The organism is Hyphococcus aureus, from assembly GCF_042643165.1.
Classification (GTDB): Bacteria; Pseudomonadota; Alphaproteobacteria; order Caulobacterales; family Parvularculaceae; genus Hyphococcus; species Hyphococcus aureus.
Genome location: NZ_JBHRSH010000001.1, coordinates 1,436,214 through 1,462,743 on the forward strand (window position 1 = coordinate 1,436,214; position 26,530 = coordinate 1,462,743).

At 58.2% G+C, this 26,530-nt stretch carries 27 protein-coding genes; 19 read left to right on the forward strand and 8 right to left on the reverse strand.

The features are described from left to right. Nucleotides 1-153 precede the first annotated feature (153 nt). Nucleotides 154-1,917, forward strand: coding sequence for a tetratricopeptide repeat-containing sulfotransferase family protein (locus ACFOOP_RS06985; protein ID WP_379881526.1), 1,764 nt, complete (start codon nucleotides 154-156; stop codon nucleotides 1,915-1,917). Nucleotides 1,918-1,955: 38 nt separating this feature from the next. After that, the gene (locus ACFOOP_RS06990) at nucleotides 1,956-2,654 is read left to right on the forward strand and encodes a DUF2270 domain-containing protein (protein WP_379880168.1); all 699 of its coding nucleotides are present in this window, start codon (nucleotides 1,956-1,958) and stop codon (nucleotides 2,652-2,654) included. Here ACFOOP_RS06990 and ACFOOP_RS06995 read toward each other — a convergent pair. The 3 genes from ACFOOP_RS06995 to ACFOOP_RS07005 all read right to left on the reverse strand — a co-directional run bounded on the left by ACFOOP_RS06995 (nucleotide 2,651) and on the right by ACFOOP_RS07005 (nucleotide 4,076). Further along, the gene (locus tag ACFOOP_RS06995) at nucleotides 2,651-3,286 is read right to left on the reverse strand and encodes a pyridoxamine 5'-phosphate oxidase family protein (RefSeq protein ID WP_379880169.1); all 636 of its coding nucleotides are present in this window, start codon (nucleotides 3,284-3,286) and stop codon (nucleotides 2,651-2,653) included. The two genes, ACFOOP_RS06990 and ACFOOP_RS06995, sit on opposite strands and share 4 nt — an antisense overlap. 18 nt (nucleotides 3,287-3,304) lie before the next feature. Next, nucleotides 3,305-3,709, reverse strand: a complete 405-nt coding sequence (locus ACFOOP_RS07000; RefSeq protein WP_379880170.1) for a nuclear transport factor 2 family protein — start codon at nucleotides 3,707-3,709, stop codon at nucleotides 3,305-3,307. Nucleotides 3,710-3,863: 154 nt separating this feature from the next. Further along, nucleotides 3,864-4,076 (reverse strand): hypothetical protein, encoded by a 213-nt coding sequence (locus ACFOOP_RS07005; RefSeq protein WP_379880171.1) that lies wholly within the window; start codon nucleotides 4,074-4,076, stop codon nucleotides 3,864-3,866. A 255-nt stretch (nucleotides 4,077-4,331) separates the two neighbouring features. On the opposite strand from ACFOOP_RS07005, the gene ACFOOP_RS07010 reads away from it, so the two are divergent. After that, a complete protein-coding gene (locus ACFOOP_RS07010; protein ID WP_379880172.1) occupies nucleotides 4,332-4,895 on the forward strand; it encodes a TetR/AcrR family transcriptional regulator in 564 nt (187 codons plus the stop codon). 10 nt (nucleotides 4,896-4,905) lie between these two features. Here ACFOOP_RS07010 and hisI read toward each other — a convergent pair whose 3' ends face one another. Then, nucleotides 4,906-5,310, reverse strand: a complete 405-nt coding sequence (gene hisI / locus ACFOOP_RS07015; RefSeq protein WP_379880173.1) for a phosphoribosyl-AMP cyclohydrolase — start codon at nucleotides 5,308-5,310, stop codon at nucleotides 4,906-4,908. Between the two features lie 137 nt (nucleotides 5,311-5,447). Here hisI and cysS point away from each other — a divergent pair, with 137 nt between their 5' ends. The 5 genes from cysS to ACFOOP_RS07040 all read left to right on the forward strand — a co-directional run bounded on the left by cysS (nucleotide 5,448) and on the right by ACFOOP_RS07040 (nucleotide 10,408). Then, nucleotides 5,448-6,821, forward strand: a complete 1,374-nt coding sequence (cysS, locus tag ACFOOP_RS07020) for a cysteine--tRNA ligase (RefSeq protein ID WP_379880174.1) — start codon at nucleotides 5,448-5,450, stop codon at nucleotides 6,819-6,821. 4 nt (nucleotides 6,822-6,825) lie between these two features. After that, on the forward strand, nucleotides 6,826-7,851 hold the full coding sequence (locus ACFOOP_RS07025; RefSeq protein WP_379880175.1) for a TIGR00341 family protein: 1,026 nt from the start codon (nucleotides 6,826-6,828) through the stop codon (nucleotides 7,849-7,851). 90 nt (nucleotides 7,852-7,941) lie between these two features. Further along, a complete protein-coding gene (locus tag ACFOOP_RS07030; protein WP_379880176.1) occupies nucleotides 7,942-9,105 on the forward strand; it encodes a hypothetical protein in 1,164 nt (387 codons plus the stop codon). A gap of 97 nt (nucleotides 9,106-9,202) precedes the next feature. After that, a complete protein-coding gene (locus ACFOOP_RS07035; RefSeq protein WP_379881528.1) occupies nucleotides 9,203-9,553 on the forward strand; it encodes a protocatechuate 4,5-dioxygenase subunit alpha in 351 nt (116 codons plus the stop codon). A gap of 12 nt (nucleotides 9,554-9,565) precedes the next feature. Next, nucleotides 9,566-10,408 carry a class III extradiol dioxygenase family protein gene (locus ACFOOP_RS07040; RefSeq protein ID WP_379880178.1) on the forward strand — a complete coding sequence of 281 codons (843 nt, stop codon included), beginning with the start codon at nucleotides 9,566-9,568 and terminating at the stop codon, nucleotides 10,406-10,408. A 64-nt stretch (nucleotides 10,409-10,472) separates the two neighbouring features. Here the strand turns inward: ACFOOP_RS07040 and ACFOOP_RS07045 are convergent, their stop codons facing one another. Then, complete coding sequence (locus ACFOOP_RS07045) at nucleotides 10,473-10,985, reverse strand: hypothetical protein (protein ID WP_379880179.1); 513 nt, start codon at nucleotides 10,983-10,985, stop codon at nucleotides 10,473-10,475. A 348-nt stretch (nucleotides 10,986-11,333) separates the two neighbouring features. On the opposite strand from ACFOOP_RS07045, the gene ACFOOP_RS07050 reads away from it, so the two are divergent. Continuing rightward, a complete protein-coding gene (locus ACFOOP_RS07050; RefSeq protein WP_379880180.1) occupies nucleotides 11,334-12,029 on the forward strand; it encodes a pirin family protein in 696 nt (231 codons plus the stop codon). 21 nt (nucleotides 12,030-12,050) lie between these two features. Then, complete coding sequence (locus ACFOOP_RS07055) at nucleotides 12,051-12,506, forward strand: iron-sulfur cluster assembly scaffold protein (RefSeq protein WP_379880181.1); 456 nt, start codon at nucleotides 12,051-12,053, stop codon at nucleotides 12,504-12,506. Between the two features lie 193 nt (nucleotides 12,507-12,699). Here ACFOOP_RS07055 and gcvA read toward each other — a convergent pair whose 3' ends face one another. Then, complete coding sequence (gcvA, locus tag ACFOOP_RS07060) at nucleotides 12,700-13,635, reverse strand: transcriptional regulator GcvA (RefSeq protein WP_379880182.1); 936 nt, start codon at nucleotides 13,633-13,635, stop codon at nucleotides 12,700-12,702. A 263-nt stretch (nucleotides 13,636-13,898) separates the two neighbouring features. Here gcvA and cysG point away from each other — a divergent pair, with 263 nt between their 5' ends. The 7 genes from cysG to ACFOOP_RS07095 all read left to right on the forward strand — a co-directional run bounded on the left by cysG (nucleotide 13,899) and on the right by ACFOOP_RS07095 (nucleotide 19,823). After that, nucleotides 13,899-15,308 carry a siroheme synthase CysG gene (cysG, locus tag ACFOOP_RS07065; protein ID WP_379880183.1) on the forward strand — a complete coding sequence of 470 codons (1,410 nt, stop codon included), beginning with the start codon at nucleotides 13,899-13,901 and terminating at the stop codon, nucleotides 15,306-15,308. Further along, nucleotides 15,305-15,586, forward strand: coding sequence for a DUF2849 domain-containing protein (locus ACFOOP_RS07070; RefSeq protein WP_379880184.1), 282 nt, complete (start codon nucleotides 15,305-15,307; stop codon nucleotides 15,584-15,586). The genes cysG and ACFOOP_RS07070 overlap by 4 nt, the downstream gene beginning before the upstream one ends. Before the next feature lie 3 nt (nucleotides 15,587-15,589). Next, a complete protein-coding gene (locus ACFOOP_RS07075) occupies nucleotides 15,590-16,210 on the forward strand; it encodes a glutathione S-transferase family protein (RefSeq protein ID WP_379880185.1) in 621 nt (206 codons plus the stop codon). Next, nucleotides 16,210-17,865: a nitrite/sulfite reductase gene (locus ACFOOP_RS07080; RefSeq protein WP_379880186.1), complete on the forward strand. Its 1,656-nt coding sequence runs from the start codon at nucleotides 16,210-16,212 to the stop codon at nucleotides 17,863-17,865. The genes ACFOOP_RS07075 and ACFOOP_RS07080 overlap by 1 nt, the downstream gene beginning before the upstream one ends. Continuing rightward, the gene (locus tag ACFOOP_RS07085; RefSeq protein WP_379880188.1) at nucleotides 17,852-18,313 is read left to right on the forward strand and encodes a DUF934 domain-containing protein; all 462 of its coding nucleotides are present in this window, start codon (nucleotides 17,852-17,854) and stop codon (nucleotides 18,311-18,313) included. The genes ACFOOP_RS07080 and ACFOOP_RS07085 overlap by 14 nt, the downstream gene beginning before the upstream one ends. Before the next feature lie 9 nt (nucleotides 18,314-18,322). Continuing rightward, nucleotides 18,323-19,075: a phosphoadenylyl-sulfate reductase gene (locus tag ACFOOP_RS07090; protein ID WP_379880189.1), complete on the forward strand. Its 753-nt coding sequence runs from the start codon at nucleotides 18,323-18,325 to the stop codon at nucleotides 19,073-19,075. Between the two features lie 103 nt (nucleotides 19,076-19,178). Further along, nucleotides 19,179-19,823, forward strand: a complete 645-nt coding sequence (locus ACFOOP_RS07095) for a 5-formyltetrahydrofolate cyclo-ligase (RefSeq protein WP_379880190.1) — start codon at nucleotides 19,179-19,181, stop codon at nucleotides 19,821-19,823. A gap of 14 nt (nucleotides 19,824-19,837) precedes the next feature. Here the strand turns inward: ACFOOP_RS07095 and ACFOOP_RS07100 are convergent, their stop codons facing one another. Then, nucleotides 19,838-20,692 carry an alpha/beta fold hydrolase gene (locus ACFOOP_RS07100; RefSeq protein ID WP_379880192.1) on the reverse strand — a complete coding sequence of 285 codons (855 nt, stop codon included), beginning with the start codon at nucleotides 20,690-20,692 and terminating at the stop codon, nucleotides 19,838-19,840. 9 nt (nucleotides 20,693-20,701) lie between these two features. Then, a complete protein-coding gene (locus ACFOOP_RS07105) occupies nucleotides 20,702-21,265 on the reverse strand; it encodes a hypothetical protein (RefSeq protein WP_379880193.1) in 564 nt (187 codons plus the stop codon). 150 nt (nucleotides 21,266-21,415) lie between these two features. Here ACFOOP_RS07105 and ACFOOP_RS07110 point away from each other — a divergent pair, with 150 nt between their 5' ends. Together ACFOOP_RS07110 and ACFOOP_RS07115 are read left to right on the forward strand one after the other, a co-directional pair. Then, entirely contained in the window at nucleotides 21,416-23,215 is a 1,800-nt protein-coding gene (locus tag ACFOOP_RS07110) for a tetratricopeptide repeat protein (RefSeq protein ID WP_379880194.1), read from the forward strand. A 234-nt stretch (nucleotides 23,216-23,449) separates the two neighbouring features. Continuing rightward, nucleotides 23,450-26,467: a TonB-dependent receptor domain-containing protein gene (locus ACFOOP_RS07115; protein ID WP_379880195.1), complete on the forward strand. Its 3,018-nt coding sequence runs from the start codon at nucleotides 23,450-23,452 to the stop codon at nucleotides 26,465-26,467. The last annotated feature ends 63 nt before the right edge of the window (nucleotides 26,468-26,530 follow it).

Sequence of the window (26,530 nt, forward strand, 5' to 3'; positions counted from 1 at the left end):
GCGGTGAACCGCATCTGAGATGCGACGAACGCGCTCGTTCGTGAGGCGGCGCCTTGCTTATACTGGACAATGCAAACGCTGTCTTCCGGAGGGGCGTAACAGTAGCAAATCCATAAAAGCTACGTCGGAAGGCGGCGAAAAAATCCGGCGCGGATAGAAATGCAAGAAGGAAACGAAACCCCGACCCGGGATCAAATTGAAAGCGTCGTTTCTCTTTATAATGGGGGCGAGCTTGACGCCGCACATGCGGCGACGACAGAGCTGATAGAAAAATTTCCCGCAGCCTCGATCCTGCATAATATCCGTGGCGCAGTGAATGCGCGAAAGGGAAATCACGAAGGCGCCGCAAAGGATTTCCAGAACGCAATTGACACAAATCCGGCTTTTCCGGACGCCTATAATAATCTTGGCGTTGCTTTGAAAAAGCTCGGGCGCCAGCAGGAAGCGATCGAGAATTACAGGCGCGCAGTATCCATCAAACCGGATTATGCTGAGGCGTATTTCAATATGGCGAACGCGCTTCGCGATCTGGGGCGCCAGGAAGACGCCGTCTCCAACTACAAGCAAACACTCCGGATTGCGCCCAAACACAATGGCGCACGCAATAATCTGGGCGTTCTCCTCAACAAGCTCCAGCGTTACGAAGAAGCGGTGTCGCAATTCAGCGCGGTCTTGCTGGCTAATCCCAATTTCGCCGATGCTTATAATAATCTGGGTCTGGCGTTAAAAAATATTGGCCGGGAGGAAGAAGCGCTGGCGAGCTTCGCCAAAGCGACCGAGGTCAAACCCGATTACGCTGAGGCCCACTATAATAAGGGAAGTTATCTTTTCGACCTTGGTCGCAGGCAAGAGGCTGAGGCGAGTTATGCTGAAGCCTTGCGGCTGAAACCCGATTTCGCGGAAGCGTTCAGAAGTCTGGGCGCGGTCAAGCGTTATGAGAAAGACGACCCGCAAATCCCCTATATAAAGAGCCTGCTCGATCGCAACGATATCTCAGATAATGACCGCATGCATCTGAATTATGCGCTGGGGAAAGTAAGTGAGGATCTGGGCCAGCACAGGGAGGCGTTCACTCACTACCAGAATGCGAATTTTCTGCGCAAAAAATTTCTGAACTACACGCCGGATCTGGAACGCCGCCTGTTCCGTATGGTCCGTGAAAGTTTTGAGGATGTGGAGCGCATCAAAAACATCTATCGGGCGCCGGCGGAGCCCTTTCGGAAGACGCCTATTTTCGTGGTGGGAATGCCGCGATCAGGCACATCCCTGACGGAGCATATTCTCGCCAGTCATTCGCAAATATACGGCGCAGGCGAGCTGACGACATTCGGCATGGCGGTGAATTCCGTGTGGTCCGGCGGCGAGGTGACTGCTGAACAATTGCAGACCATCCGCGAGAAATATTTGGCCGACATGAATCGGCGTGACGTCGCCGAGCCTTTTATCACCGATAAGATGCACCTTAATTATCGTTGGATCGGATTTATCTGCATGGCGCTTCCCGGCGCCAAAATCGTGCATATTAAACGGCGCTCGATCGCCAGCTGCTGGTCAATCTTCAAATATTATTTCAGCGATTTTGGAAATGGCTATGCGTATGACCTGGATGATCTCGGAGAGTATTACGCGAGCTATATGGATTTGATGAAATTCTGGGAGGAGCGCTTCCCTGGCGCCATCTATAATTTCAGCTATGAGAGCCTGACGGAAAATCAGGAAGAGGAAACGCGAAAGCTTCTCGACTATCTCGGGCTCGATCTTGAGCAGTCCTGCATCGATTTTCACGAGACGAAGCGCGCGGTCGCGACAATTTCTTCCATGCAGGTGCGCAGAAAACTCTATAAGGGCAGCTCTGAGGAGTGGCGCAAATACGAGAACTTCCTTAAACCTCTGATCGCACGGCTGGGAGAAGACTAGTCAAGGGAGCGCCCGTCAGGGCGGCGATCGGCCTTTTCGTGACAGATAATTGGAAAGAATGGCAAAGCCCGCCGGGCGGCACCGGCAACAAGCTCGACTCCTCGGAGATAGGCGCGCTCGCGCATCTTTATAGAGGCGAGGTTTACCGCTCGACCATCTGGCGCACGCGCCTCGACAACACGACGAACTGGTCGGTGGTGACGCTCGGCATCGCCTTGTCGGTCACTTACGCCGATCCGCTCGCCTCGCCGCTGCCGCTTTTGCTGGTGGGCATTCTCATCACCATGTTTTTGATTCTTGAATCGCGCCGCTATCGATTTTTCAATGTCTGGCGCGCGCGTTGCCGCTGGATCGAGACAAAGTTCTATGCGCCGATGTTGTTTCGCTCGACCCGGCCCGATCCCGGCGAGTGGCAGGATGTGCTCGCCAAGGATTACCTTGAGCCGCAATATCATATTGGGTTCTGGCGGGCCATGGGGCGGCGGTTGCGCCGGAATTACATGTGGATCTTCAGCTTTCAGGCGGTTGCATATATAGGCAAGATCATCATCCATCCGACGCCGCTAACGACGATGAATGAGCTGTTTGACCGGATGGCTGTCGGTCCTTTCCCGGGATATTTGATCCTGGCGATGGGTGTAATTTTTCACGGCGCGTGGATCACCTTGGCTGTGCGCACGCATATTCTCGATCATCACAAACATGGCGGCGCCGGCAGTGTCGGCGGGATGGGTTAAGGCGCGTCGTTAAGCGAGAGCTTTTCTCTGAGCGCCGCGTTTTCCGTTTCCAGCTCGGCAAGGCGGGCGCGTATAGGCGCGATTGCAATTTCCAATTCCGATGCGTTCAGGCGTTTGGGAATATGTTGCGGGCAGTTCCAGTCAAATCCCGCCACCTTGATAATGATTGCCCGCTCCGGTGTCGCGCGATAGCCGGGAACATGAAGGCTTTGGACAATTTCGGGGTTTTGCTCTGCGTCGACGACGCTTGCATGACCAAAGATCTTCAGCCGACGCTGATTGGGATAGTCCATAAAAAACAGGGCGATCCTGTCATCGCCTGAAAGGTTGCCGACGGAAAGATATTGGCGGTTGCCGCGGAAATCTGCGTAAGCCAAAGTTTTTTCGTCCACGACATGGACAAAGCCGGGCGCTCCGCCGCGAAACTGGAGATAGGGCCACCCGGTTTCGGAAATCGTCGCCTGATAGAATCCGTCGCGAGCGCTAATGAACTCGGCTTCGGGCGCTCCCAGCGCGTCATCGGCGGGCGTTTCGGGCGCCAGAAAGCGGGCGTAAGCATCAGCGGACCCGTGTTGACGTTGCAGTGCGCGAACGCGGTCGGTGAATGCGATTGTGGAATAGGCGCGTGCCATGAGATATCTCCGCAGGGGTTAAAGGCGACGGTCTTTTTCGTCTATGGGCGAATCATTGATGCTGGCGTAGCGCCGGCGCATGAGGCCGTCTTCATCGAATTCCCACATTTCATTGCCGTAGCTGCGCCACCACTGGCCGTCAGCGTCTTTGAATTCATATTCGAACCGTACGGCGATACGATTATCCGTATGCGCCCAATATTCTTTTCTCAGTTTGTAATGTAGTTCACGCGCCCATTTTTCGCGAAGGAAGGCTTTTATATCTTCCCGGCCGCTCAGGAAGCGATCGCGGTTGCGCCATTCGCTGTTTTCTGAATAGGCAAGGGCTACGCGCTCGGCGTCCTTTGTGTTCCACGCATCTTCTGCAGCCTGGACTTTGGCTCGCGCCGTAGCTTCGGTGAAGGGCGGTGTGAGTTTCGTCATGCTCTGATGCTCCTTTTTTGTGACGATAATCCCCGCGGCAAGGGGCCCCGCCGCAGGGAGCTGCGCCTCCCATTGTTGTTTTTTACGGCGCAGAAAGTGGTTCATTATGCGAGGTGGAAAATATTCAAGCCTTTCGAACGTCAAATGTTCCGCATCAGGACGATAAAAATTGACGTCCGTCAGGGGCGACTGCGTGATGCCTCACCATGATTTCGGACGTAGTCTCTGCGGCGCTGGCCGACGGGGTAAACGCGACAACAGCAGTGATGGTGCCGGCGATCGCAAGCAGGGTGACGGCGGCGCTCACGGTGAGCGCCATCAAATCCAGCGGTCTTTGGTAAAACGTAGCTGGTGCGTGTTTTCTCATTATCCCTCTCCTTGTTCAGCGGATTTCTCCGAATTCGTCCGACGGGTTAGATTTAATGGTGTACCGATCGGTAAATGTGCAGATAAGGCACAGAAACCGATCAGTCAACCTTGTAAGCGATTAAAAATGCAATTGGTGGGGCTGGGGCACGCGAAAATGACGCAATTCCTTGTTTTAGCTGATAGAAAAATTTTACATTTGCAATCGCTCAAGCGCCTATTACATTGACTGATCAGTATTATTTGTGAGGCTAATATGAGTGCGTCCAAGCGAGACGAGCTGGTGCAGAATGCGTTGAAGGCGTTTTACCGGGGCGGTTTTCACGCCATCGGCATGGATGCGCTCGCAAAGGAGACGGGCGTCTCCAAAACCGCGATGTACAAGCATTTCCGCACCAAGGAGGATCTGATCCTCGCCACCTTGCGGTTGCGCGATGAGCAATTCCGGAACTGGCTTGTGCGCCGGGTTGAGGCGTTGGCGACAACGCCGCGCGATCGCCTGCTTTCAATTTTCGATGCGCTGGCGGAATGGTTTCGGGAGCCGGAGTTTCGCTCCTGCATGTTCATCAAGGCGTCATCGGAATATCAGGATCGCAACCACCCTATCCACGCGGCATCGGCGGAGCACAAACGCTTGTTGCTGGTTTATATTGAAGGGCTGGCGCGTGCGGCGGGCGCGAAAGCGCCGGACGCGCTGGGGCGCCAACTGCTCACCCTGAAAGAAGGCGCTATCGTGCTGGCGCATCTTCACGATCCCGAAACCGCAGCAGCGGACGCCCGCGCTGCCGCCGAAATCTTGATTGGGAATGCGGGCCTTTAGAGTCCTGCGCCTATTCCTGAAACTTAAGCGTCGCCCCGTCGGCGCTTACGGCGCGATAAAAACAGGATTTGCGCTTGGTGTGACAGGCGGGGCCGGCTTGTTCGACCACGAGTTCAATGGCGTCCTGATCGCAGTCGGTGCGGATTTCAATCACTCGCTGGACGTGGCCTGAGGTTCCGCCCTTACGCCAGAGCTGGCTGCGTGACCGGGACCAGTACCATGCGTCGCCGCTTTCTATGGTTTTGGCGAGCGCTTCCGCATTCATATAAGCGAGCATCAGCATCCGGCCCGTAGCGGCGTCTGTCGCGACCGCCGGAATAAGCCCGTCGGGGCCGAATTTCGGGGCGAAACGGGTCGTTTCCTCGATTTTTTCATCGAGTTCTGAAGGGGCGGCGAAGGGAGTTTGTCCTGTCATGGGGCGAGACCATAGCAGGCTCGCAAGGGCAGGGAAGCGCTCTCTTCCCGCCCGCCCGGCATCAGGGTTGTTGCCTCGGCGGGGCGTCGCGGCTAGCAACAGGCTCTGAATGAACTGCGACCCCATTGCCGGTGACCATGTCCCTGACGATTTATGACTCCATGGCGCGCGAAAAGCGTGTTTTCGAGCCCGCCGATTCCAGCAGGGTGACTATGTATGTCTGCGGGCCGACGGTTTACAGCTATGCGCATATCGGCAATGCGCGCTCGGCGGTTGCGTTTGACCTTCTTTATCGGGTCTTGCGCGCGCGTTACGGCGCTGATCATGTCGTCTACGCCCGCAACATCACCGACATAGACGACAAGATTATCAAGGCGGCGGCGGAAACGGGCGAGCCCATAGAGGCCGTCACCAAAAAATTCGCCGACATCTATCGCGCCGACATGGGCGCTCTCGGCGTTATCCGGCCCGGACTGGAGCCGACGGCGACCGGCCACGTCGCCCCCATGATCGCCATGATGGAGCGGCTGATCGGGAAAGGCGCGGCCTATGCGGCGGAGGGGCATGTGCTCTTTTCTGTCGACGCCTATCCCGATTACGGCAAGCTTTCGGGCGCCGATCGCGATGAAATGATCGCTGGCGCGCGTGTCGAGGTTGCGCCGTACAAAAAGAATCCGGCGGATTTCGTTTTGTGGAAGCCTGCGAAAGAGGGGGAGCCCGGATGGGACAGCCCCTGGGGGCGCGGCAGGCCCGGATGGCATCTGGAATGCTCGGTGATGATTGAGAGCGAGTTGGGGGAGACGATCGACATTCATGGCGGCGGACAGGATTTGCGATTTCCCCATCATGAAAACGAAATCGCGCAATCGGCCTGCGCCCATCAGGGCGCGCCGCTCGCCCGCTATTGGATGCATAATGGCTTTTTGCGCATGGGCGCCGACAAAATGTCGAAGTCGCTGGGCAATATCGTGCTCGCCCATGATCTGCTGAAGGACTGGCATGGCGAGGTGATCCGCTGGGCGTTGTTGTCGGCCCATTACCGCCAGCCGCTCGAGTGGACCGAGGAGCTCCTGAAACAGTCGAAGAAGCAGCTCGACCGGTTTTATCGCCTTCTTGAAGATATTCCGTTTACAGAGGAAACAGGCGCCGCGCCGCAAAGCATCATGCTGGCGCTGGAGGATGACCTCAATTCGCCGGAAGCGTTTGCGGGGCTGCATGAGTTGCGCGACATCGCCGGGCAAATGGACGGGGAGGCCAAGGCTGCGGCGATTACACGCTTGCGGGATGCTGGCCGGCTGATGGGCTTTTTCAATGTTGACCCGGCGCAATGGTTCCAGGCGGCGAGCAGCAGCGGTCCGTCCGCGGAAGAGATCGAAGCCCTGATCGCAGAACGCGCTGAGGCGCGCAAAACCAAAAACTTCGCGCGCTCTGATGAGATACGAGATGATTTGGCGGCCCAGGGGATTATTCTAGAAGACGGGCCGCAAGGCGCAACATGGCGCCGGGCATAATGTTATGCGTCTGATCGAAGCCGTCTTTCCGGCAAGCAAACGCGATAAAGTCGAAGAGGCCGTAAAAAAGCACGAGCCGACTCACTGGCGCTTTTCTGCCACCGAGGAAGAAGACAGTGCTGTCCTGCGCGCCCTGTTCATTGAAGGAGGCGCGCAAGGCCTCGTGGATGAACTGCAGAGTATTTGCGGAAATAAAAAGGACTGGCGCATTATTGTGCTGCCGGTGGAGGCTACAGCGCCGAAACCTGAAGAGCCCGAGGACGAGAAAAGCGAAGGCAAGAAAAAAGGCTCCAAGAATGTCGCTCTGCGTGAAGAGATTTACGACGATGTCGCTGACGGCGCCAAACTCAGCCTCGACTTTTTCATCCTGACATTCGCGTCGGCCATCGTTGCTGCGCTTGGGTTAAACGCCGACAACATCGCCGCCGTGATCGGCGCCATGGTGATCGCCCCTTTGCTTGGTCCGATTCTCGCCATTTCTCTTGGAGCGGCGCTGGGCGATACGAAATTGTTGTTGCGCGCCGGCCGCAACGCCGTTGCAGGGTTGGCGCTGGGGTTCGCGACGGCGGCGCTGATCGGCGCCATGTTCGGCGTTAATCTTGAGAGCGATGAACTGGTGAGCCGCACCATAGCCGGTATTGATTCCGTCGTGCTGGCGCTTGCCGCCGGCGTCGCCGCTGCGCTGTCCATCGTCGCGGGCATTTCCACCGCGCTGGTCGGCGTTATGGTCGCTGTCGCGCTGCTTCCCCCCGCGGCGGCGGCGGGGCTTTTCCTTGGCGCAGGCGAGATTGGTTTTTTCGGGCGGTCGCTTTTGCTGCTGACGGTGAATGTGGTGTGCATCATGATCGCCGCTCAGGGCGTTTATTTGTACAAGGGTGTGCGCCCCCGGACGTGGTTTGAGAAACAAGCGGCAGGCAAGGCGTCAAAAATTAACCTCGCCGTGCTGGCGGTGCTTCTGGTTCTCCTTGTGGGAATTATTGTATTCGCTCCGACCGGCTCCATGCCGGATGTGCCGGGTTCGGGCGATTGAGGTTGCTTGGTTTCCGGTCGTCTGAAGGTCCGGAAATTGCAAAGGCCGGATCGGGTATATTGCAAGCGTCATGACCATGCCGGGGTAGACATGAGCCGTCAAAAATTAACTGTCCGCGTTGTTGAAGAGCGCGGCGACCTGTCGGTCCGGCGCACGCTGAAAATCACTGATCATCCTGACATCTGGTTCGAGGTGAGCGGAGGCATCCTGCCGCCGCCTCTCGAGGTTTATGATTTTGCGGCGATCGCCATGATCTACATCGGGATGCGTAGCGGCAGGGACGTCCACATTGAGGGGCCTGTCACCCGCCAGTGTCTGAAGGGGCTCGCCGAGTTTCAGGAATTGTGGATCAACTGGCGCCTGCCGGGCTATTCGCGTGTGGAGATCACGGCGAACACTATTGTTGACGGGCAGGCGGGTGCGAGCACGGTGACAGACGGAACCGGGATATTCGCCTATTCCGGCGGCATAGACGGGGCTTGCGCGTTCCTGCGTCATGCGGGTGATGACCTTGGCGTCAGAAAGATCAAGCCTGCCGGGGTCATGCTTATGCATGGATTCGATATTCCGGTCAGCGATGACGCTTGGTTCGCCAAGGCGGAAGAGGATGCGCGTCAGGGTCTGCATGAGTTTGACATCCCGTTTTGCATTGTGCGCACGAATTGGCGGGATTTCCATTTTGGGCATTGGGCGCTGGAGCATGGCGCGGGTCTGTTCGCGGCGCTGCATCAGTTCTCCGGCGCGGTCGGCTGGGGTGTGATCGGAGCTAACGAGGATTACCGTAACATTGTGATCCCTTGGGGGACGAGCGCACTGTTCAATCATTTTTTCTCTGGCGGCCGGTTTTCTATCCATACGGAATGTTCAGGCATGACGCGTTGTGAGCGCGTGGAAAAAGTCTGTGAATATCCAGAGGTCGCAAAACACATCCGGGTTTGCTGGGAGAATAAAGTCGCCGGATTAAATTGCGGAAAATGCGAAAAATGCATTCGCACCAAGCTTAATTTTATGGCCGTCGGTTATGATCCGGTATGCTTCGACAGGCCGCCGACGGCATTAGAGATATTGGGCGTGAAAGCGCGCGAACGGATGAAGATCACCTATCTTCACGAAATCCTGGATGAAGCGAAGGCCCGGAACCTGCCGCTGACATTCCGGGCGCCGGTCTTTTTGCTGATGGTGAAATCGGAAGTCTTCTTCGTTCTCAGAAAAATAAAAAAGGCGCTGAAAAGCAGATTTTCCAGAGCGGCGTGACTGAAAAAAGACTTGATCCACGTCAAGGACATAGGGCGCTTTCACGGTGAATATCCTCGCCGTAGAGAGTTATCCCGGCGAGGTTCCTATGTCCGCAATGCTAGCTTCCGAACGTCAACCCATAGAGGGCACGACGCTGTTTGATGGCGACATGGCCCAGCGCGGCTATGCGCTGAACGCGATGTGTTATTCCTTTAACGATGCTGAAAACCGGGAAGAGTTTCGCCGCGATGAGGAAGCCTATTGCCGCAAATACCATCTGACGCCGGGCCAGCGCCGCGCTGTCGCCGATCGTGACGTGCTCGGCATGATCGCCGAAGGGGGCAATGTTTATTATCTCGCCAAACTCGCCGGCATCTGGGGCCTGAATGTGCAGGATCTCGGCGCCGCGCAGACCGGACTGAGCGTCGACGCCTTCAAAGCGAAACTGCTTTCATACAGCGAATAGGGGGCGCCGGGCATGACGGAAATTATCGGCGGATATTTTACGAGCCATGTGCCCGCCATAGGCGGCGCCATCGCGAAGGGGCTTCAGAGCGATCCCTATTGGAAGCCATTCTTTGACGGGTTTCCGCCGATCCAGAAATGGCTCAATCAGGAAAAACCGGATGTCGCCGTCGTCTTTTATAACGACCATGGATTGAATTTCTTCCTCGACAAGATGCCGACCTTCGCGGTCGGCGCCGCCGATGAATATCAAAGCGCGGACGAGGGCTGGGGCCTGCCGGTCTATAAAACATTCACCGGCGATCCGGCCCTGTCATGGCATATTATCGAAGCGCTTGTCGGGGATGAGTTCGACATCACCACATGCCAGAAGATGTTTGTTGATCACGCCATGTCGATCCCGTTCGAACTCGCCTGGCCCAATGTGGACGCATGGCCGGTGAAGCTGGTTCCCATCGCGATCAACACGGTCCAGCATCCTCTGCCGTCGGCGAAACGCTGCCTCGCCCTTGGCCGCGCGGTCGGGCGCGCGCTTGAAAGCTGGGAGAGCGACGACAAAATCGTTGTCATGGGTACCGGCGGCCTGTCGCATCAGCTCGACGGCGCCCGCGCCGGCTTTATCAATTCCGATTATGACCGCTTCTGTCTCGATCATCTGATGAACGACCCGGAGGCGCTGGTGCAGGATTCGATCGCAGGGATCGTGGAGAAAGCCGGCACGCAAGGCGTGGAGATCCTGAACTGGATCGCCGCGCGCGGCGCGCTTGGCGCGCGCCCGCTCGCCAAGCGAACGGAAAACTATCACATCCCGATCAGCAACACCGCTGCGGCGTCTGTGGTGCTGGAAGCGGTTTAGCGGACAGGGGGAGAGTGGCAGGAGGCGGCCATATTTGGTCGTCTCCAGCGCTATTCTACAGGCGTCAGGCTTTCATGGCGGCGACGAGTTCGCCGACAGCGGCTTCGATGCCCGCGAGTTCTTCGCGCACCGCAGCGATCGCGCCTTGTGTTTCGGTCTTTTCTTCCGCGCTGACATCAGTCGCAGCGAGTTCGATTTCCGCCTCATCCAGTTCCTCGCGGACTTTTTCAAACGCGCTATTGGTGGCCGAAGTGACCGCCGCGCTCGCCGCCGCCAGTGCAGCTTCAATCACCGTCCGCGTTTCCGGATTGGCTTCGGCTTCCGCACGCGCTTCCTGGATTTCGCTGATGGCGTCGAGAATTTCGGCGCGGGCGTCGGCCATCTCCGCGCGCATATCCGCGATATCTTCCGCATCCATCTCAATTAGTTTCTGAAGAAAATCTTCATCGCCAAAATCAAGATCGTCAAAGGAGATATTGACGAAATCATTGGCGACAGCGGCGGGGGCGGCAATGGCGAGGCCAAGGGCGGCGGCGCCTGAAAAAATAAATGTTTTGGCTTTGTTGAGGTTGAGCATAACTGGTTTCCTTTTCTGAGTGCGTTGTCGGTTTTGTTTCTTTGGGGGCGTCCTGAATAGGCAACGCAACGTCCGGCGCCCCTTGATGAAACGAAGCTTGGCCGCCGCGGGCGCGGCCGGCAACGGGTTTGCGGCGAAGCGTTGCCGGGCCGGGATGAAGCTGGCCGGAAGGGGCAGATCACAGCTGCGTGCAATGGGCGGGGGCGGTCTTTAAACGCGGCTTCGGCCCCCTAAATGATCAGGGAATCATCAACAACCTGATCCGCCATCAGGGCGGTATGAGTGCGTTTGCGGTTTTGCGGCGTGCACCGGCCCGGACGCTTACCCAGACGCCGAAAAGGAGACATCATGATAACGATCCGAAAAGGCGTTGATCGCGGCCATGCCAATCACGGCTGGCTCGACACGCACCACACCTTCTCCTTCGCCAATTATTATCATCCCGATCATATGGGCTATCGCGCGCTGCGTGTGATCAACGAAGACCGCATCAATCCCGGCGCCGGATTTCCGACCCATCCTCACGAGAGCATGGAGATCATCACTTATGTGCTGGAGGGAAGCCTTGCGCATAAGGACTCGACTGGCGGCGGCGGGGTCATTGCGCCGGGTCTGGTGCAATATATGTCCGCCGGATCGGGTGTGACCCATAGCGAATATAACGCGTCGGATGTGGACCCGCTGCATCTCTATCAGATCTGGCTTTTGCCGAAGGAGCGCGGCGGCGCGCCCCGTTATGAAGAGCGTAAGGTCGCCGATACGGTGAACGGCGCCTTGACGCTGATCGCGTCTCCCGACGGGCGCGACGGGTCTTTCGCGATCCGTCAGGATGCGGCGCTTTACGCGGCCAAGGTCAAGGAAGGCGAGACGCTGTCACATGCGTTTGCTGACGGCCGTTATGGCTGGCTTCAGGTCGCGAAAGGCGGCGTCGAAATCGGCGGTCTGATGATGCAGGCTGGCGACGGCGCGAAGATCGCAGAGGAGGAGAGCGTTTCTTTCCGCGCGCTCGCCGACAGCGAAATTCTGTTGTTTGACTTGCCGTAAAAATCCGCCATGTAAAGCGGCATGTTGAGCGAACTCTATACGGGCGGCGTCTTGGACGCGGCGGCGGCGATCCCGCCCGCGCGACGTCTCGACGCGCCCGACGCCAGCGCCACAAAAGTGAGCCGCGTCTGCGGCTCTGAAGTGACGGTTGATCTGGTGATGAAAGACGGACGCGTCGCCGATTTCGGCATGGAGGCGAAGGCCTGTGCTCTTGGTCAGGCGTCGGCCTCCATCGTCGCGCGCAATATCATCGCCGCCGAAGCGCAGGAGCTGTATCGCTTGCGGGACGCAATGCGGGCGATGCTGAAAGAAAATGGGGAGCCGCCCACAGGCGAAGGGTGGGACGAGCGCTGGCGTGACCTCGCCATGCTTCAGCCCATTCGCGACTATCCGCAGCGTCACGCTTCAACATTGCTGGTGTTTGAAGCGGTTTGCGCTTGTCTTGATCAGTTGGGTTACGACCAACCAACTGACTGAATGTCGCAGGGCTTTACGTCAATCGTGATCGGACTAACGGATTTGTCATCACAACCGCGCTTGATCGAAGCGCTAAGAAGACCATCTTATCGGAAAGGCGGCGGTTCCTGCTTCTCTCCCCCTCTCGTCAGGACCGCTGTAAGGCGCCCGCATTGTTCCCCCACAATGCGGGCGCAAATTTTTTACAGCAAGCTTACGCCGCTGCTTCCTGTGCGTCCGCCGCGTCCATGCTGTCAGCCGCTTCTTTCAGCACCCAGGCCATGAACGCTTTCACGGCGGGTGAGGACGACTTCGATGGTGGATGGACGAGGTAATAGGAAAATTCCGTCGGGGTCGTGAGGTCGAACGGAATCACGAGCCGCGCCGCTTCGAGATCGGCGAGCGCCAGCGCGGCTTTGGCGAGCGCAACGCCCTTGCCCGCGACCGCCGCTTCGATCACGAGCGATGACTGATTGAATTTGAGGCCGCGATCGCCAGTCTTGTGTTCGACGCCTGCCGCTTTCAGCCACATCGGCCAGGTCGGGCAGCCCGGATCCTTGTCATTGCCGCTGTCATGCAAGAGCGTGTGATGGACGAGGTCCGCAGGCGTCTTGATGGGATTGTCTCCGGTCAGCAAGGCGGGGCTGCAAACCGGGACGATCTTCTCCGCCATCAGATGTTCGGTGACGAGCCCCTGATAGCGCCCGGCACCGTAACGGATCGCGATATCCACATCATCGACGGCGAAGTCGACGACATTCATGTCGGCGGAAACCCAGACATCGATATCGGGATGGGCCTCCTGAAACCGGTCGAGGCGCGGCACCAGCCATTTTGACGCGAAGGAAGGCGCGACCGAGACCGTAAGGCGGCCGGCGTCAGCCTTTTTGGAAAGGATCTCTCCAGCCTCGACCAGCTTGTCGAAGCCTTCCCGGAGGATAGGCAGGCTCGCTTGCGCCTCATCCGTGAGCAGGAGCGCCCGCTTATGGCGGCGGAAGACGGGGGTCTGGAGAAAGTCCTCCAGCGCCTTGATCTGCTGGCTTACAGCGCCGGGAGTCACATGGAGCTCCTCAGCAGCTTTAGTGAAACTTAAGTGGCGGGCGGCGGCTTCAAAGACGCGAAGCGCATTCAGGGGCGGCAATTGCTTCATTTTTCAGGGTCTCTCTCCTCATTCGAGGCCATTATTCAGATAGCTTTCCTAAATAATCAAGAGGGAAGCTTCGCATCACTCGCTTGTGAAGCGTTAATCAGGTGAGCTAATTCGTGAAAATCTCAGAAAATGCGCGATCCCGTCAGCAAAGCTAAGGCATTTAGCAGAAATATTCGATTGAGAACGGGAAAACCCGAGAATAGCTTGCCGGAAACCAGCCCAAGAACGGGCGCAGAAATTCTATAGTGTTAGAAAATCTAATCATGAATGCATTTCCGGCTCATATCGACCTAAAGGACCGTCCCGCGCTGATTATCGGCGGCGGAGCGGAAGCGCTGGCGAAGGCCCGGCTGATGCTGGGGGCGGGCGCGCGGCTGACCCTGATTGCCCGGAAATTCGCGCCGGAAACAAAAGCAGAGCTTCAAAGCCGCGCCCATTTTATCGAGCGCCAGCCCGTGGCGGCCGATATCGAGGCGGCTGTGCTGGTCTTTATTGCAGACACTCCGGCGGATGAGGCGCGCCGCTGGGCCGAGATCGCCCGCATGGCGGGTGTACTATTGAATGTCGTCGACCAGCCGGCGCTGTGCGATTTCACGACGCCGTCGATTGTTGATCGCGGACGGGTGACAGTCTCCATATCAACGGCTGGCGCCGCCCCGGTGCTGGGCAAGCGGTTGCGCGCTGACATCGAGGCGCTGTTGCCGCCGCGGCTGGGCGTGCTCGCCGATTTCGCCGACCGTTATCGCGATACAGTGAAAGCGACCATCGCGCCGCGAGCGCGCCGCCCGTTCTGGGAGGCGTTTTTCGAGGGGCCGATTGCGGCGCAAGTGCTCGCCGGTGATGAGGCCGGCGCCCATGAGGCGATGCTCGCCTTGATTAATCGTCCGCAGACGGAAGAAAAATCCAATACAGGCGCTGTCCATATTGTCGGCGCCGGGCCGGGCGATCCCGATCTTTTAACTATCAAGGCGCTGCGGCTTCTACAGCGCGCCGATGTCATTCTTTACGACCGGCTGGTCAGCGACGAGATTCTTAATCTCGCCCGCCGTGACGCTGACCGGTTGTATGTGGGCAAGGCGAAGTCAAACCACGCCGTGCCTCAGGACGAAATCGAGGCGCGCCTGATTGAACTTGCGCGCGAGGGAAAAATGGTTGTGCGCCTTAAAGGCGGCGACCCCTTTGTTTTCGGTCGCGGGGGTGAGGAGCTGGAAGCGCTCCGGAACGCAAACATCCCCGTTTTCGTCTGCCCTGGCGTCACCGCCGCGACCGGATGCGCCGCCGCCGCCAATATGGCGCTCACCCATCGCGCCCGCGCCCAGGCCGTCACGTTTGTGACCGGTCACGCGAAGGATGAGGCCGACCCCGCCCTTGACTGGTCGGCGCTGGCGGCGCTGAAAAATACGTTGGTCGTCTATATGGGCGTCACCAAGGCCGAAACGATAGCCTCGAAGCTGATCGAACATGGCCGCGGACGCGAAACGCCTGTCGCTGTCGTGGAAAACGGCACGCGCGAGAATCAGAAAATCGTCAAAGGGTCGTTAGCTGAGTTGCCGCGCCTCATTGAAGCGGGCGGGATCAAAGGTCCGGCGCTCCTTGTCATTGGTGAAGTCGCCGCCCTCGCTGACGGTGAAACACTCCTTGAGATTATTGGAAAAGAAAGGGCCGCCGCATGAAGGCCGTCACTGGAAACCGTCTCGACGACGGCGCCGTTGTCTATCTTGCCGACGATGACCGCTGGACAGCCGATCTCACCGCCGCCGCGCGCTTTGATGACGATGATGCGAAAGACGTTCTTGCAGCGGCGCAGGCCCGCGTGAAAGAAATCGCCGACGCCTATCTTATCGATGTGAGCGATGCGGGAGCGCCTACAGGCCGTGAAACCCTGCGCGAGACGATCCGCAGATCGGGTCCGACGGTTCGGCTGGATCTTGGCTATCAGGCGGAGGCGTAAGTCGTGGCCAAGCTTAAAATTTACGGAGATTCGATCAGCGGCAATTGCCTCAAGGTGAAATGGACCGCCGATCTTCTGGGATTGAAATATGACTGGATTGAAACCAGCGTATTGAAATCGGAAACCCGCACGCCGGAATTCCTGAAAATGAATCCGGCGGGACAGGTTCCCGCTGTCATCCTGCCCGACGGCAAAGCGCTCGCGCAGTCGAACGCGATTATTCTTTATCTCAATCGCGCTCACAAAGGCGGGTTGTTGCCGAAAGGCGATTACGCCCGCGCCAAGGTTTTTGAGTGGCTCTTTTGGGAGCAATATTCCCATGAAACCGCTATCGCCGTGCGCCGTTTTCAAAAGCACTATTTGAAAAAATCCGACGCCGAGATCGATCCGAAGCTGATGGAGAAAGGCGTCGCCGCGCTGACGCGCCTTGAACAGGCGTTGCAGAAATCCGATTACCTCGTTGGCGACAAACTCACCCTCGCCGATATTTCTCTGGTCGCCTATACGCGCGTCGCACCCGAAGGCGGCTTCGATCTGACGCCTTATCCGGCGCTGTTGAAATGGATTGCGCGCGTTGAGCGCGATCTCGGCGTCCGTCCCGCAAAATCCAAGAAGGCCGCTTAATGTACCGCTATGATGAATTTGACGCGACGATGGTCGCTGAACGGGTCGCGCAGTTTCGCGGCCAGGTGGAGCGCCGCCTTGCCGGCGATCTGACCGAAGATCAGTTCAAGCCGCTGCGCCTGATGAACGGGCTCTATCTGCAATTGCACGCCTATATGCTGCGCGTTGCGGTTCCTTACGGCGCCATGTCGTCGAAACAGATGCGCCGCCTGGGCGAAGTCGCGCGCAAATATGACCGCGGCTATGGCCATTTCACGACGCGTCAGAACATTCAGTACAATTGGCCGGCGCTCGTCGATGTCCCTGACCTGCTCGACGATCTCGCTGATGTCGAGATGCATGCAATTCAGACGTCGGGCAATTGCATTCGCAATGTGACGTCGGACCAATATGCGGGCGCTACCGCCGAAGAAGTGGAAGACCCGCGCCCCTATTGCGAAATGATCCGGCAATGGTCGACCTTCCATCCGGAATTTTCATTCCTGCCGCGCAAGTTCAAAATCGCCATCACCGCCGCCGATCATGACCGCGCTGCGGTGAAGGTGCACGATATCGGCCTGCGCCTTTATAAAAACGATGAAGGCGAAACCGGCTTTGAAGTGATTGTCGGCGGCGGCCTAGGACGTACGCCCTATGTCGGGCATACGATCCGGAAATTCCTGCCGAAGAAATATCTCCTGTCTTATCTCGAGGCGATCCTGCGCGTTTATAATCTCGAAGGCCGCCGGGACAATATGTACAAGGCGCGCATCAAGATCCTCGTCAACGCCGAAGGCATCGAAAAATTCGCCGACATGGTTGAGGCGGAATGGGCGCAGATTAAAGATTCAGGAATCGACCTGCCGCGCGAGGAAATGGAGCGCATCAACGCTTATTTCGCGCCGCCCGCCTTTGAAAAGCTTGCCGACCAGAGCGCGGCGCTGGAAGAGAAAAAGGCGAGCGATAAAGATTTCGCCCGCTGGGTGCGCCTCAACACGGTGGCGCATAAAATTCCCGGCTACGCCATCGCCAATATTTCCCTGAAGCCCATTGGCGGCGTCCCGGGCGATATTACCGATGTGCAGATGGAGGCGGTCGCCGATATAGCCGAGCAATATGGCCTCGACGAAATTCGCGCGACCCATGAACAAAACCTCGTCCTGCCGCATGTGAAAAAAGACGACCTTTTTGCGGTCTACACAGCGCTTGACGCTGCGGAGCTTGCGACCGCGAATATCGGTCTCGTCAGCGACATCATCGCCTGTCCGGGGCTTGATTATTGCTCGCTGGCGAACGCCCGCTCGATCCCGATTGCGCAGCGCATTTCCGAGCGCTTCGCCGATCTCGACAACCAGGAAGATCTCGGCGAGCTCAAGATAAAAATCTCCGGCTGCATCAACGCCTGCGGACACCACCATGTGGGACATATCGGCATTCTCGGCGTCGATAAGAAAGGCGAGGAGTTTTACCAGGTTACGCTCGGCGGCTCCGGCGCCGAAGACGCATCCCTCGGCGAGATCGCAGGTCGCGGCCTGTCGTCAGAGCAGGTTGTCGACGCGGTCGAAAAGCTCGTCGGCGTCTATCGCCAGAACCGTCAGGACAAAGAACGTTTTCTCGACACCTATCGCCGTCTCGGCGCCGAACCTTTCAAGGAGGCTCTTTATGAAGCTGCTTAAACTTTCCCGCGGCCGTCTTTTCCCGGCGCTTGAAGAGCCGCTCGCCGAAGTATCGCTCGAGGATTGGCGCGATAATCCGCAGGAACATGCGGATGCAACGGCGCTCAAAATCAGCAACGACACCTCGCTCGCTGATGTCAAATGCGACCTTGCAGGCTTTTCAACGATTATCCTTGAGTTCCCTGCTTTCAAGGACGGGCGCGCCTATTCACAGGCGCGGCTATTGCGTGAGCGTTACGGCTATACGGGCGAGATTCGCGCCCGCGGCGATGTGTTGCGCGACCAGCTTTTGTTCATGGCGCGCTGCGGCGTCGACGCATTTGAATTTACCGGCGATGTCGACGGCGCCAATGCGGCGTTGAACGAGTTCTCTTTTGCCTATCAGCCAGCGGCGGACGATCTCGCGCCTGTCTGGCGCAAACGTCTTGACCGGGCTGCGGCGGCGTAAAGGAACCTCATGATGAGCGCATCGGCATCTCTGCTGGCGGAAACGCCGCCCGACATTCCCGCCAATGACGAACGGGAGGCGCGCGCGCGCCGTCTTGCGCTGAAGCATTCCGGCGAGGATGCGCTCGAGATTTTGCGCGTCGCCATCAAGGAGGAGTTTCCGGGCCGGATTGCGCTTGTATCTTCCTTTGGCGCGGAATCGGCGGCACTGTTGCATCTTGCGGCGCAAATCGAGCCGTCAATCCCGGTGATCTTTCTTGAGACGGAAAAACATTTCGCGCAAACGCTGAGCTACCGGAAGAAACTGGTCGCGAAACTCGGCCTCACCGATGTGCGCGACATTCATCCCTCAAAGGAAGCGTTGACCTTTCGCGACCCGTCCGGCGATCTCTGGAAGCATGACGCCGACGCCTGTTGCACGCTGAGAAAAGTTGAGCCGCTGGCGCCTGCACTCGACGAATTCGACGCGTGGATCACCGGCCGCAAACAATTTCACGGCGGCGGGCGCATTCATCTGCCGGCCTTCGAAGCCTCGCCGTCGCATATCAAGGTGAACCCGCTCGTGCGCTGGGCGAAAGAAGACATCGACGCCTATTACGAGGCGCATGACCTGCCGTCACATCCGTTGATTGCGCAAGGCTATCCGTCGATCGGCTGTTGGCCCTGCACCCATCCCGCGGCCGCCGGCGACGACGTGCGCGCGGGCCGCTGGCGCGGCGCGGCGAAAACCGAATGCGGCATTCACGGGTTAACACGCGCCTAAACTGCGGCGATTAGCGCGTTGATCGCTATTTTCAACGCCTCAGTGTTTGATCATTATTGACGATGGATGACCAAATCGGGCTGTCACGCATTGATGGATTCAAATGATGAAGATCCCCGAGACTTCACCAGCGTCGTCGCCTTGCGCGTTGAGCGAGGCCGATCCGGGCTATGCTGGACTTGAACGGGATACAGAAGCCGTATCGCGCTGGCGCAAAAAGGAACGTGAAAGACTGATTGCAGAGAGACTTGCAATTCCTGTTGAGAAACGTCGGGCCCTTGGCGAGAAAATCGCAGCGAATGTTGAACGCGAGATCGGCGACATCCGCGGGCTGACGGTTAGTGCTTATTGGCCCTTTCGCGGAGAGCCTGATTTCCGTCCGCTCATGGCGAAGATCGCAGCGAGAGGAGGGAAAACGGCTCTACCGGTTTGCGCAAAACGCGCGGCTCCAATGATTTTCCGCATTTGGACTGAAGGCGAGCCGCTTGAATGCGGAATCTGGAATATTCCGGTTCCTGCTGAAACCGCTCCAACGGCAAACCCCGATATTATCATAGCGCCGCTTGTGGGGTTTGACGGCAAAAATTACCGACTTGGTTATGGCGGGGGATATTTTGATCGCACGCTTGCCGCTATCCCGTATAAACCGAAAGTGATTGGCGTCGGTTATGCGGGGTCGCGGATGTCGACAATCTATCCGCAACCGTATGACATACCTATGAATGTAATCGTCACAGATGAGCGATGAAGAACGGCTCGATCTCAGGGTAGGGCCGCTAAAAAGCCCTCAATAGCATTCCACGCCGCTGGTTCAGTCAACATGGGCGCGTGGCCGACATTCGGGACTTCCGTGTAATCGAAGCCGGGGTGAACGGCGCGCATCTTTGCAATGATCTCCGGCGAAAGGAGATCGCTGATCGCGCCGCGAATAATGAGGGTCGGTTTGGTCTTCAGGCTTTCGAACGGGCCCCATAAATCCGGTGCGGGCCCGACTTCAGTCAGCGCCTTACCGATATTGGGATCATAGGCGAGCGTCCAGCTTCCGTCCGCATTTTCGCGGAAGGTGCGACGGGCGAATGTAAGCCAGAACTCTTCATTGGCGCCGGGAAAAGCGACGCCGTTGACGGCGCGGATTTCCGCCGCCGCTTCTTCAAGGTCAGCGACGTCGGTTTTGGTCTTGCCGGCGTAACCGGCGATCCGGGTGATGCCTTCAATAGCGAGCTCCGGGCCCACATCATTGATGATCGCCGCTTTGATACGTTCCGGCGCGGCCCCATTGACCAGCATTGTGGTGATGCCGCCAAGCGATGTGCCCACCAGCACCGCTTGCGGCATGTCCAGCGCATCCATCACCTTCAACACGTCGTCGCGATAGGTGAGCGGGTGATAGTTCAGATAATCGGGGTCGTAATCCGACCGCCCGCGCCCGCGAAAGGAAAGCGCGACGACCTTGCGGCCCGTCGCGGCGATTTTCGGCGCCAGTTCTTCGAAATCGGCGACGTTGCGTGTCAGACCATGCAGGCACAGGACCGGCGTTTTCACGCCGCCCTTGTAGGCTCTCGCATGAAGGTTGATCCCGCTGGCGACGGGAATGAATTTGTCTTCAAAGGCGGCCATGGGGGTGTGCTATTTTATCCGGCGCACACGGATCGTCCGGTGAAGCTCGTTCACCGTCATCATGTAATTGCCGAAAGCGCTGCGTTTCACCTTAGCGGTGAAGAGGCGCTCACGCTTGCCGAAATGCAGTTTTTTGTCGTCCGAATCGAGTTGGCGCCAGACTTGCCCGTTATCGAGTGATACGGTCGCTCTTCCCATCGAGTTGAGGCTGATCTCGACAACTTGAGCATTGATGCTTTTGATGCGCTTGCCGTCTTTGTCCCGCCGCACGTCGGCGATGGCTTCGTCGCCAAAATCTTTCGGCGCTTCTGCGACCTGCTCAGGTTTGTCGGCTGCTGCGAGCCCGAAATTGGCTTTTTCGTTTTCTTTTGCCGCGGCGGTCTGCTCTTCGCGCACGACCCTTGTCACTTTCAGGGTTTTCGCTGCTCCTTCGAGGCAGGCGAGGCGTTCTCCGGCGTCTTCGATCTGAAGGCAGGCGATAGCGTCGTCGACGGCTTCGGCTTCGCTTGATTGCGCGGCGGCGGCGCTGGCGATGAAAAGGGCGGCTAGGATTGCGAAAGGCGTGACGTTCATGTCATCTCCTGAACAAAAGCGCCGCGTTGAGCGGCGTGCGCTGATTACACACAGCGCCCTTCATCGCGTCAACATGCTATGCTGGATTAGCCTGACAAGCGCTTCAGGGAAAAGTGGATAACAGGCCGGGTAACGGGCCGGGAAACTGGGATGAGCGGAAACTTCATGCAGTTGCTACAGGGCGCCGCCGCGCAATTCCAGCGCGGCGCCTTTGAGGCGGCGCTGGAGGCCAGTGAAACCGCCTTGCGCCAGCAGCCGGGCCACCCGGAAGCCTTGCACATGAAGGCGCTGTGCCTCGGTCGCCTTGGCCGCGTCGACGAAGCGCTGCCGATATTCGATCAGGCGGCGGCGGGGCATCCGCAAAAGCATGCGATCCTCGCGAACAAGGGAAACGCCCTTCGGGCCGCCGGCCGGTTCAAAGACGCCATCGCCGAATATGAATCGGCGATTGCGGCTCACCCGGGATTTATCACCGCCTGGATTAGCCTCGGTCTAGCGTTGCGGCAAGCCGGCGAGGGCGCGCGCGCGGAAGAAGTCATGCGCAAAACGCTCTCGCTTGCGCCGGGCGACGTCAATGCGCTCAACAATCTCGGTTTGCTGCTGGAGGATCAGGACCGGCCTGAGGAAGCGGCGGCGATGTTTTCCGCAGCGCTTGAAAAGCAGCCATCCATGCATTTCGCACGGGTTAACCGCGGCGCGGCGTTGCGAAAAATCGGCCGCATAGAAGAGGCGCTTGCCGATTTGCGCATGGCGGTGACCGCTGCCCCAAACGATGCGGAAACGCAATATCAGTACGCCAATGCGTTGCGGCAGTCAGGCGTTATGGGGGAGGCGGATAGCGCCTTTCGGCGGGCTTTGGCGATCACGCCGTTACGTAGTGACATTCACCGGGATTTTGCCCGCATGCTCTGGGAAGAGGGTGTCGGCGCACGATTCCTGGAGCCGCTCGATATGGTGCTGGCGCAATATCCGAATGCCGAACTGCTCTCACTGAAGTCGGAATTGGCTTATCTCGCCGGTTTACCGGATCTCGCAGAAGAAGCGGCGTCCCGGGCGTTGGCCCTCGATCAGGCGGCGCCGACCCCAAAACGGATTCTCGGTCTGGTCCGGCGCCATCATGGCGATTCTGCAGCGGCCGCCGAAATGTTTGCTGACGCGCTTGCGGCAGCGCCAGACGATTATGAGACGCTGCATACGCTGGTGGAAACGCGCCTGGCGAGCGGAGAATTTGAAGAAGCGGTTCGCCTGCTCGATCGTGAACCGCCCCCGGACCATTTGCAAAAGCATATCGCGCTGAAAGCCAACGCCATGCGTTTGAGCGGTGATCCGGAGTACCGGCTCTATTATGATTATGACCGTTTCACCCGGAAAATGTTCATTGAACCGCCGGAGGGCTACGCCGATCTCGCCGCCTTTAATGCTGCGCTGGTTGAGGCGATCCTGCCGTTGCACCGCACCGCCGCCCATCCGCTGGAGCAGACCCTTTATGGTGGAACCCAGTCCGTAGGCCGGCTCTGGGAGGAGCCGCATCCCCTCATACAAGCCCTGAAAGGCCAGCTCCTCGCCGCCGCCGCGCGTTATGTCGAAGATTTGCCTGACGATCCGGCGCACCCATTTTTATGCAGAAAAAGCAAAGACTTGACGTGTCAGGGTGCGTGGTCGGTGGTGCTGGCGTCCGGCGGCGGGCATGTCGATCACATCCACCCTAAGGGCTGGATCAGCGCGTCCTATTATGTCCAGGTGCCCGATGAAGTTGCGCATGGGGAAAAAGCCGGCTTTCTGCGCCTAGGGGCCTCGGGACTTGGCGGGGTGACGCTAGAGGCGGAGCGCTGGTTCAGGCCTGAAGTCGGCGCCGTGATCTTTTTCCCATCCTATATGTGGCACGGCGTCGAACCTTTCGCATCTGTGCGGCCGCGGATCACCGCGCCATTTGATCTCGCTCCACGATAAGCTCAGTTAAGCTTCTGTTAAACAAATCTGTTGTGATATTGCCACACTGGCAAGTGTAGTGCGCGGGCGCGTCTTAAGCTTGTTGACCTCATCATCCCGGCGGCCATAGCTTCTCGCCAAGTTGGCGGATTCCCGTCAGCGATCATCGTGCCCTTTTCTCGGGGGGGCGAATATCGTGAGTTTCCTGCCTGCCGCAGGGAGGTCGCGCGTGTGTTTTAACTCGGAGGGATAATAATGTTAAGAAAGCGGCTTGCTGGGCGTTTCCTACGCACCACAATGCTTTCCGGTGTCGCTGCTGCTGCAGCCATGCCGGCCGTCGCCCAAGATGGCGACACCATCATCGTCACCGGTTCGCGTATTGCGCGCGAAGATTTGGCTGCTCCAAGCCCGATCGCCCGTGTCGACGCCGAACAGCTTACGTTGACCAACACGATCAACTCAGAGCAGTTCCTGAACACGCTGCCGCAAGTCGTGCCGGCTTTCGACTCCACGTCGAACAACCCAGGCAACGGCACCGCGACAGTCTCCCTGCGCGGCCTTGGCACGAACCGGACGCTCGTCCTCGTTGACGGCTCGCGTTATGTGGCTTCCGGTCCGGGCGGCGTTGTCGACCTCAACGCGATCCCGACCGCGCTGGTTCAGCAGGTTGATGTCGTGACCGGCGGTTCCTCCGCTGTTTACGGTTCCGACGCCATCGCTGGCGTTGTGAACTTCATCCTGAAAGACGACTTCGAAGGCGTCCAGCTCGACGTTTCCAACGAAATGTCTGCAGCCGGCTGGGATGCGAACATCTTCAACGCAGCGCTGACCATGGGCGGCAACTTCGCCGACGGTCGTGGTAATGCGATTGTGTCGTTGTCCTACACCAACCGCGAAGCGCTCTTCCAGGGCGACCGCGATTTCTCGTCTGACTCGCTCTTCGATCCGGGCCCGGGCGGCACGGAATTCCTGACCGGTGGTTCGGGTAACGCACTTGGCGGCCAGTTCATTTCGAACGCCAACACAAACAACGAAACCACGGGCGCAGATCCGGACGACGACATGGAGCCATTCGATCTTGATGACGAAGCTCCGGGCTTCCTCAATGCGATGGGCGATCCGTTCTTCCCTTGCACCAGCGCCGGTGCACAGGTTTGCTCGAACAGCGTGACATTCGGCGGCGCGACGCCGAATCCGAATGGCCGCCGTTACATCAACCCGGGCGACCAGTACAACTATGCGCCGGTCAACTATCTCCAGCTGCCGCAGGAACGTTACTCGATCTATGCTGGTGGTTCGTTTGAAGTGAACGATTCCATTGAAGTCTATGCTCGCGGCATTTTTGCTCAGTCCGTTGTTGACAGCCAGCTGGCTGCGACCCCGGTCGGCGGCAACTTCACCGTGAACCTGGATGATCCGAACCTGCCGTCAGACTTCCGTGACGCCTTGGTTGCGACCTATGACTATGTCGATCCGGATCCTTGCACGGACGGCAACGGCAACCCGACAGTGGCCGGTGGCGTTTGCCTCGACGCGTCTGACGTTCAGGACCGTGACGGCAATGGCTCGGATGATGTCAGCCTGTTCGCCGCTCGCCGTTATAACGACTCGGTTCTCGGTCCGCGGAACAGTCTCCGGGATACGTCGTCGTTCCAGATCATGACGGGTGTTCGTGGCGATCTGTCTCCGAACTGGAGCTATGACGCATTCCTGCAGTTTGGCCGTTCTTCTGCGACCCAAACCCAGACCGGAAACATCTCGTTCAGCAACCTGGTTGCAGGCGTTGCAAACGGCACCTGTAATATCTTTGGTGTTGATACGCTGAATGATGCTTGCGCCACCTTGATCAACCGCACCGGCATCATCACCAGCACGGTTGAGCAGACGCAGTTTGTCGGCACCGTGAACGGTACGCTTGAGGGCTTCAAAGCTCCTTGGGCTGATGACTCCGTCGCTCTTGCGGTTGGCGTCGAATACCGCGAAGAATTCGCTGACTTCAAACCCGACTCCGTTCTGGGCCCTGACGTCCGCGGCTTCAACGCATCGCTGCCGGTTTCCGGTCGCTATGACGTGTACGAACTGTTCATGGAAACCCGCATCCCGATCGTTCAGGGCGTGCCGGGTATCGAAGAACTCGCCCTCAACGGTGCGTATCGTTACTCTGATTACTCAACGGTTGGCGGCGTGCACACGTTTGCTGCTGGCGCTGAGTGGTCTCCTGTCGAAGAGCTCCGCATCCGCGGTCAGTTCCAGCGTGCGGCGCGTGCGCCGAACATTTCGGAACTGTTTGGCGCCTTCACCAACGGCTTCCCGGGCGCACAGGATCCTTGCTCGGCTGCCGGTGGTTTCGGTAGCGGCGAAGGCCAGGCAGCGATCTGCCAGGCATACGGCGTTCCCGCGGGCGCAGTTGGAACGAACTTCCAGCTGTCTGGCCAGATCGAAGCGTTGTTCGGCGGCAACCCGAACCTCTTCGAAGAAACTGCTGACACGATCACCATTGGCGGTGTCTGGCAGCCGGCTTCGATCGACGGTCTCGTCCTTCAGGTCGACTACTACAATGTTGAAGTTGAAGACGCGATCACCGGCGTGCCGCTCCAGCTCGTTCTGGACCGCTGCTACGTTGCTGGCGACACATCGACTTGCGACACCTTCTTCGGTCCGGGCACTCGCTCGCCGGTTTCAGGTCGTATCGGTGCTCCGTTCCTGCCAAGCATTGGCGGCCTGAACATCGCTGGCTTTAAAGCATCTGGTATCGACTTCCAGGCGAACTACTCGTTCGATCTGTCCGATATCGGTACGGTTTCCATGGTCTACTACGGAAACTACACTCTGGAATCGAGCTTCCAGATTGACCCGTCGGCTCCGGTGATCGACTGTGTGGGCTATTATGCTGGTAACTGCGGCATCGTCGCAAACGAGCCGACGCCGACATACAAGCACACCATGCAGACCTCGCTGGTCAGCGGTCCTCTGACGACCTCTGTTCGCTGGCGTCTGATTGGCGGCACCGAGATCGATCCGTCGGTTTTCGATCCTGCCACCCAGACCACGATTGGCGATCTGTCGGATGACATCGGTATGTTCAACTATATCGACGTTACGCTGCAGTATGCTGTGAACGAAAATGTTGACCTCACGGTTGGCGTTCAGAACATCACCGGTAAAGACGCTCCGCTCCTTGGCTCTACGGTCAACGAGCAGGCGAACACCTTCCCGGCGACGTATGAAACGCTCGGCCGCCAGCTCTTCGTTGGCGCCTCGGTCCGCTTCTAAGCGATCCGAGTTTTACGGAATGGAAAACGGCGGGCTTCGGCCCGCCGTTTTCTTTTTGTCTTC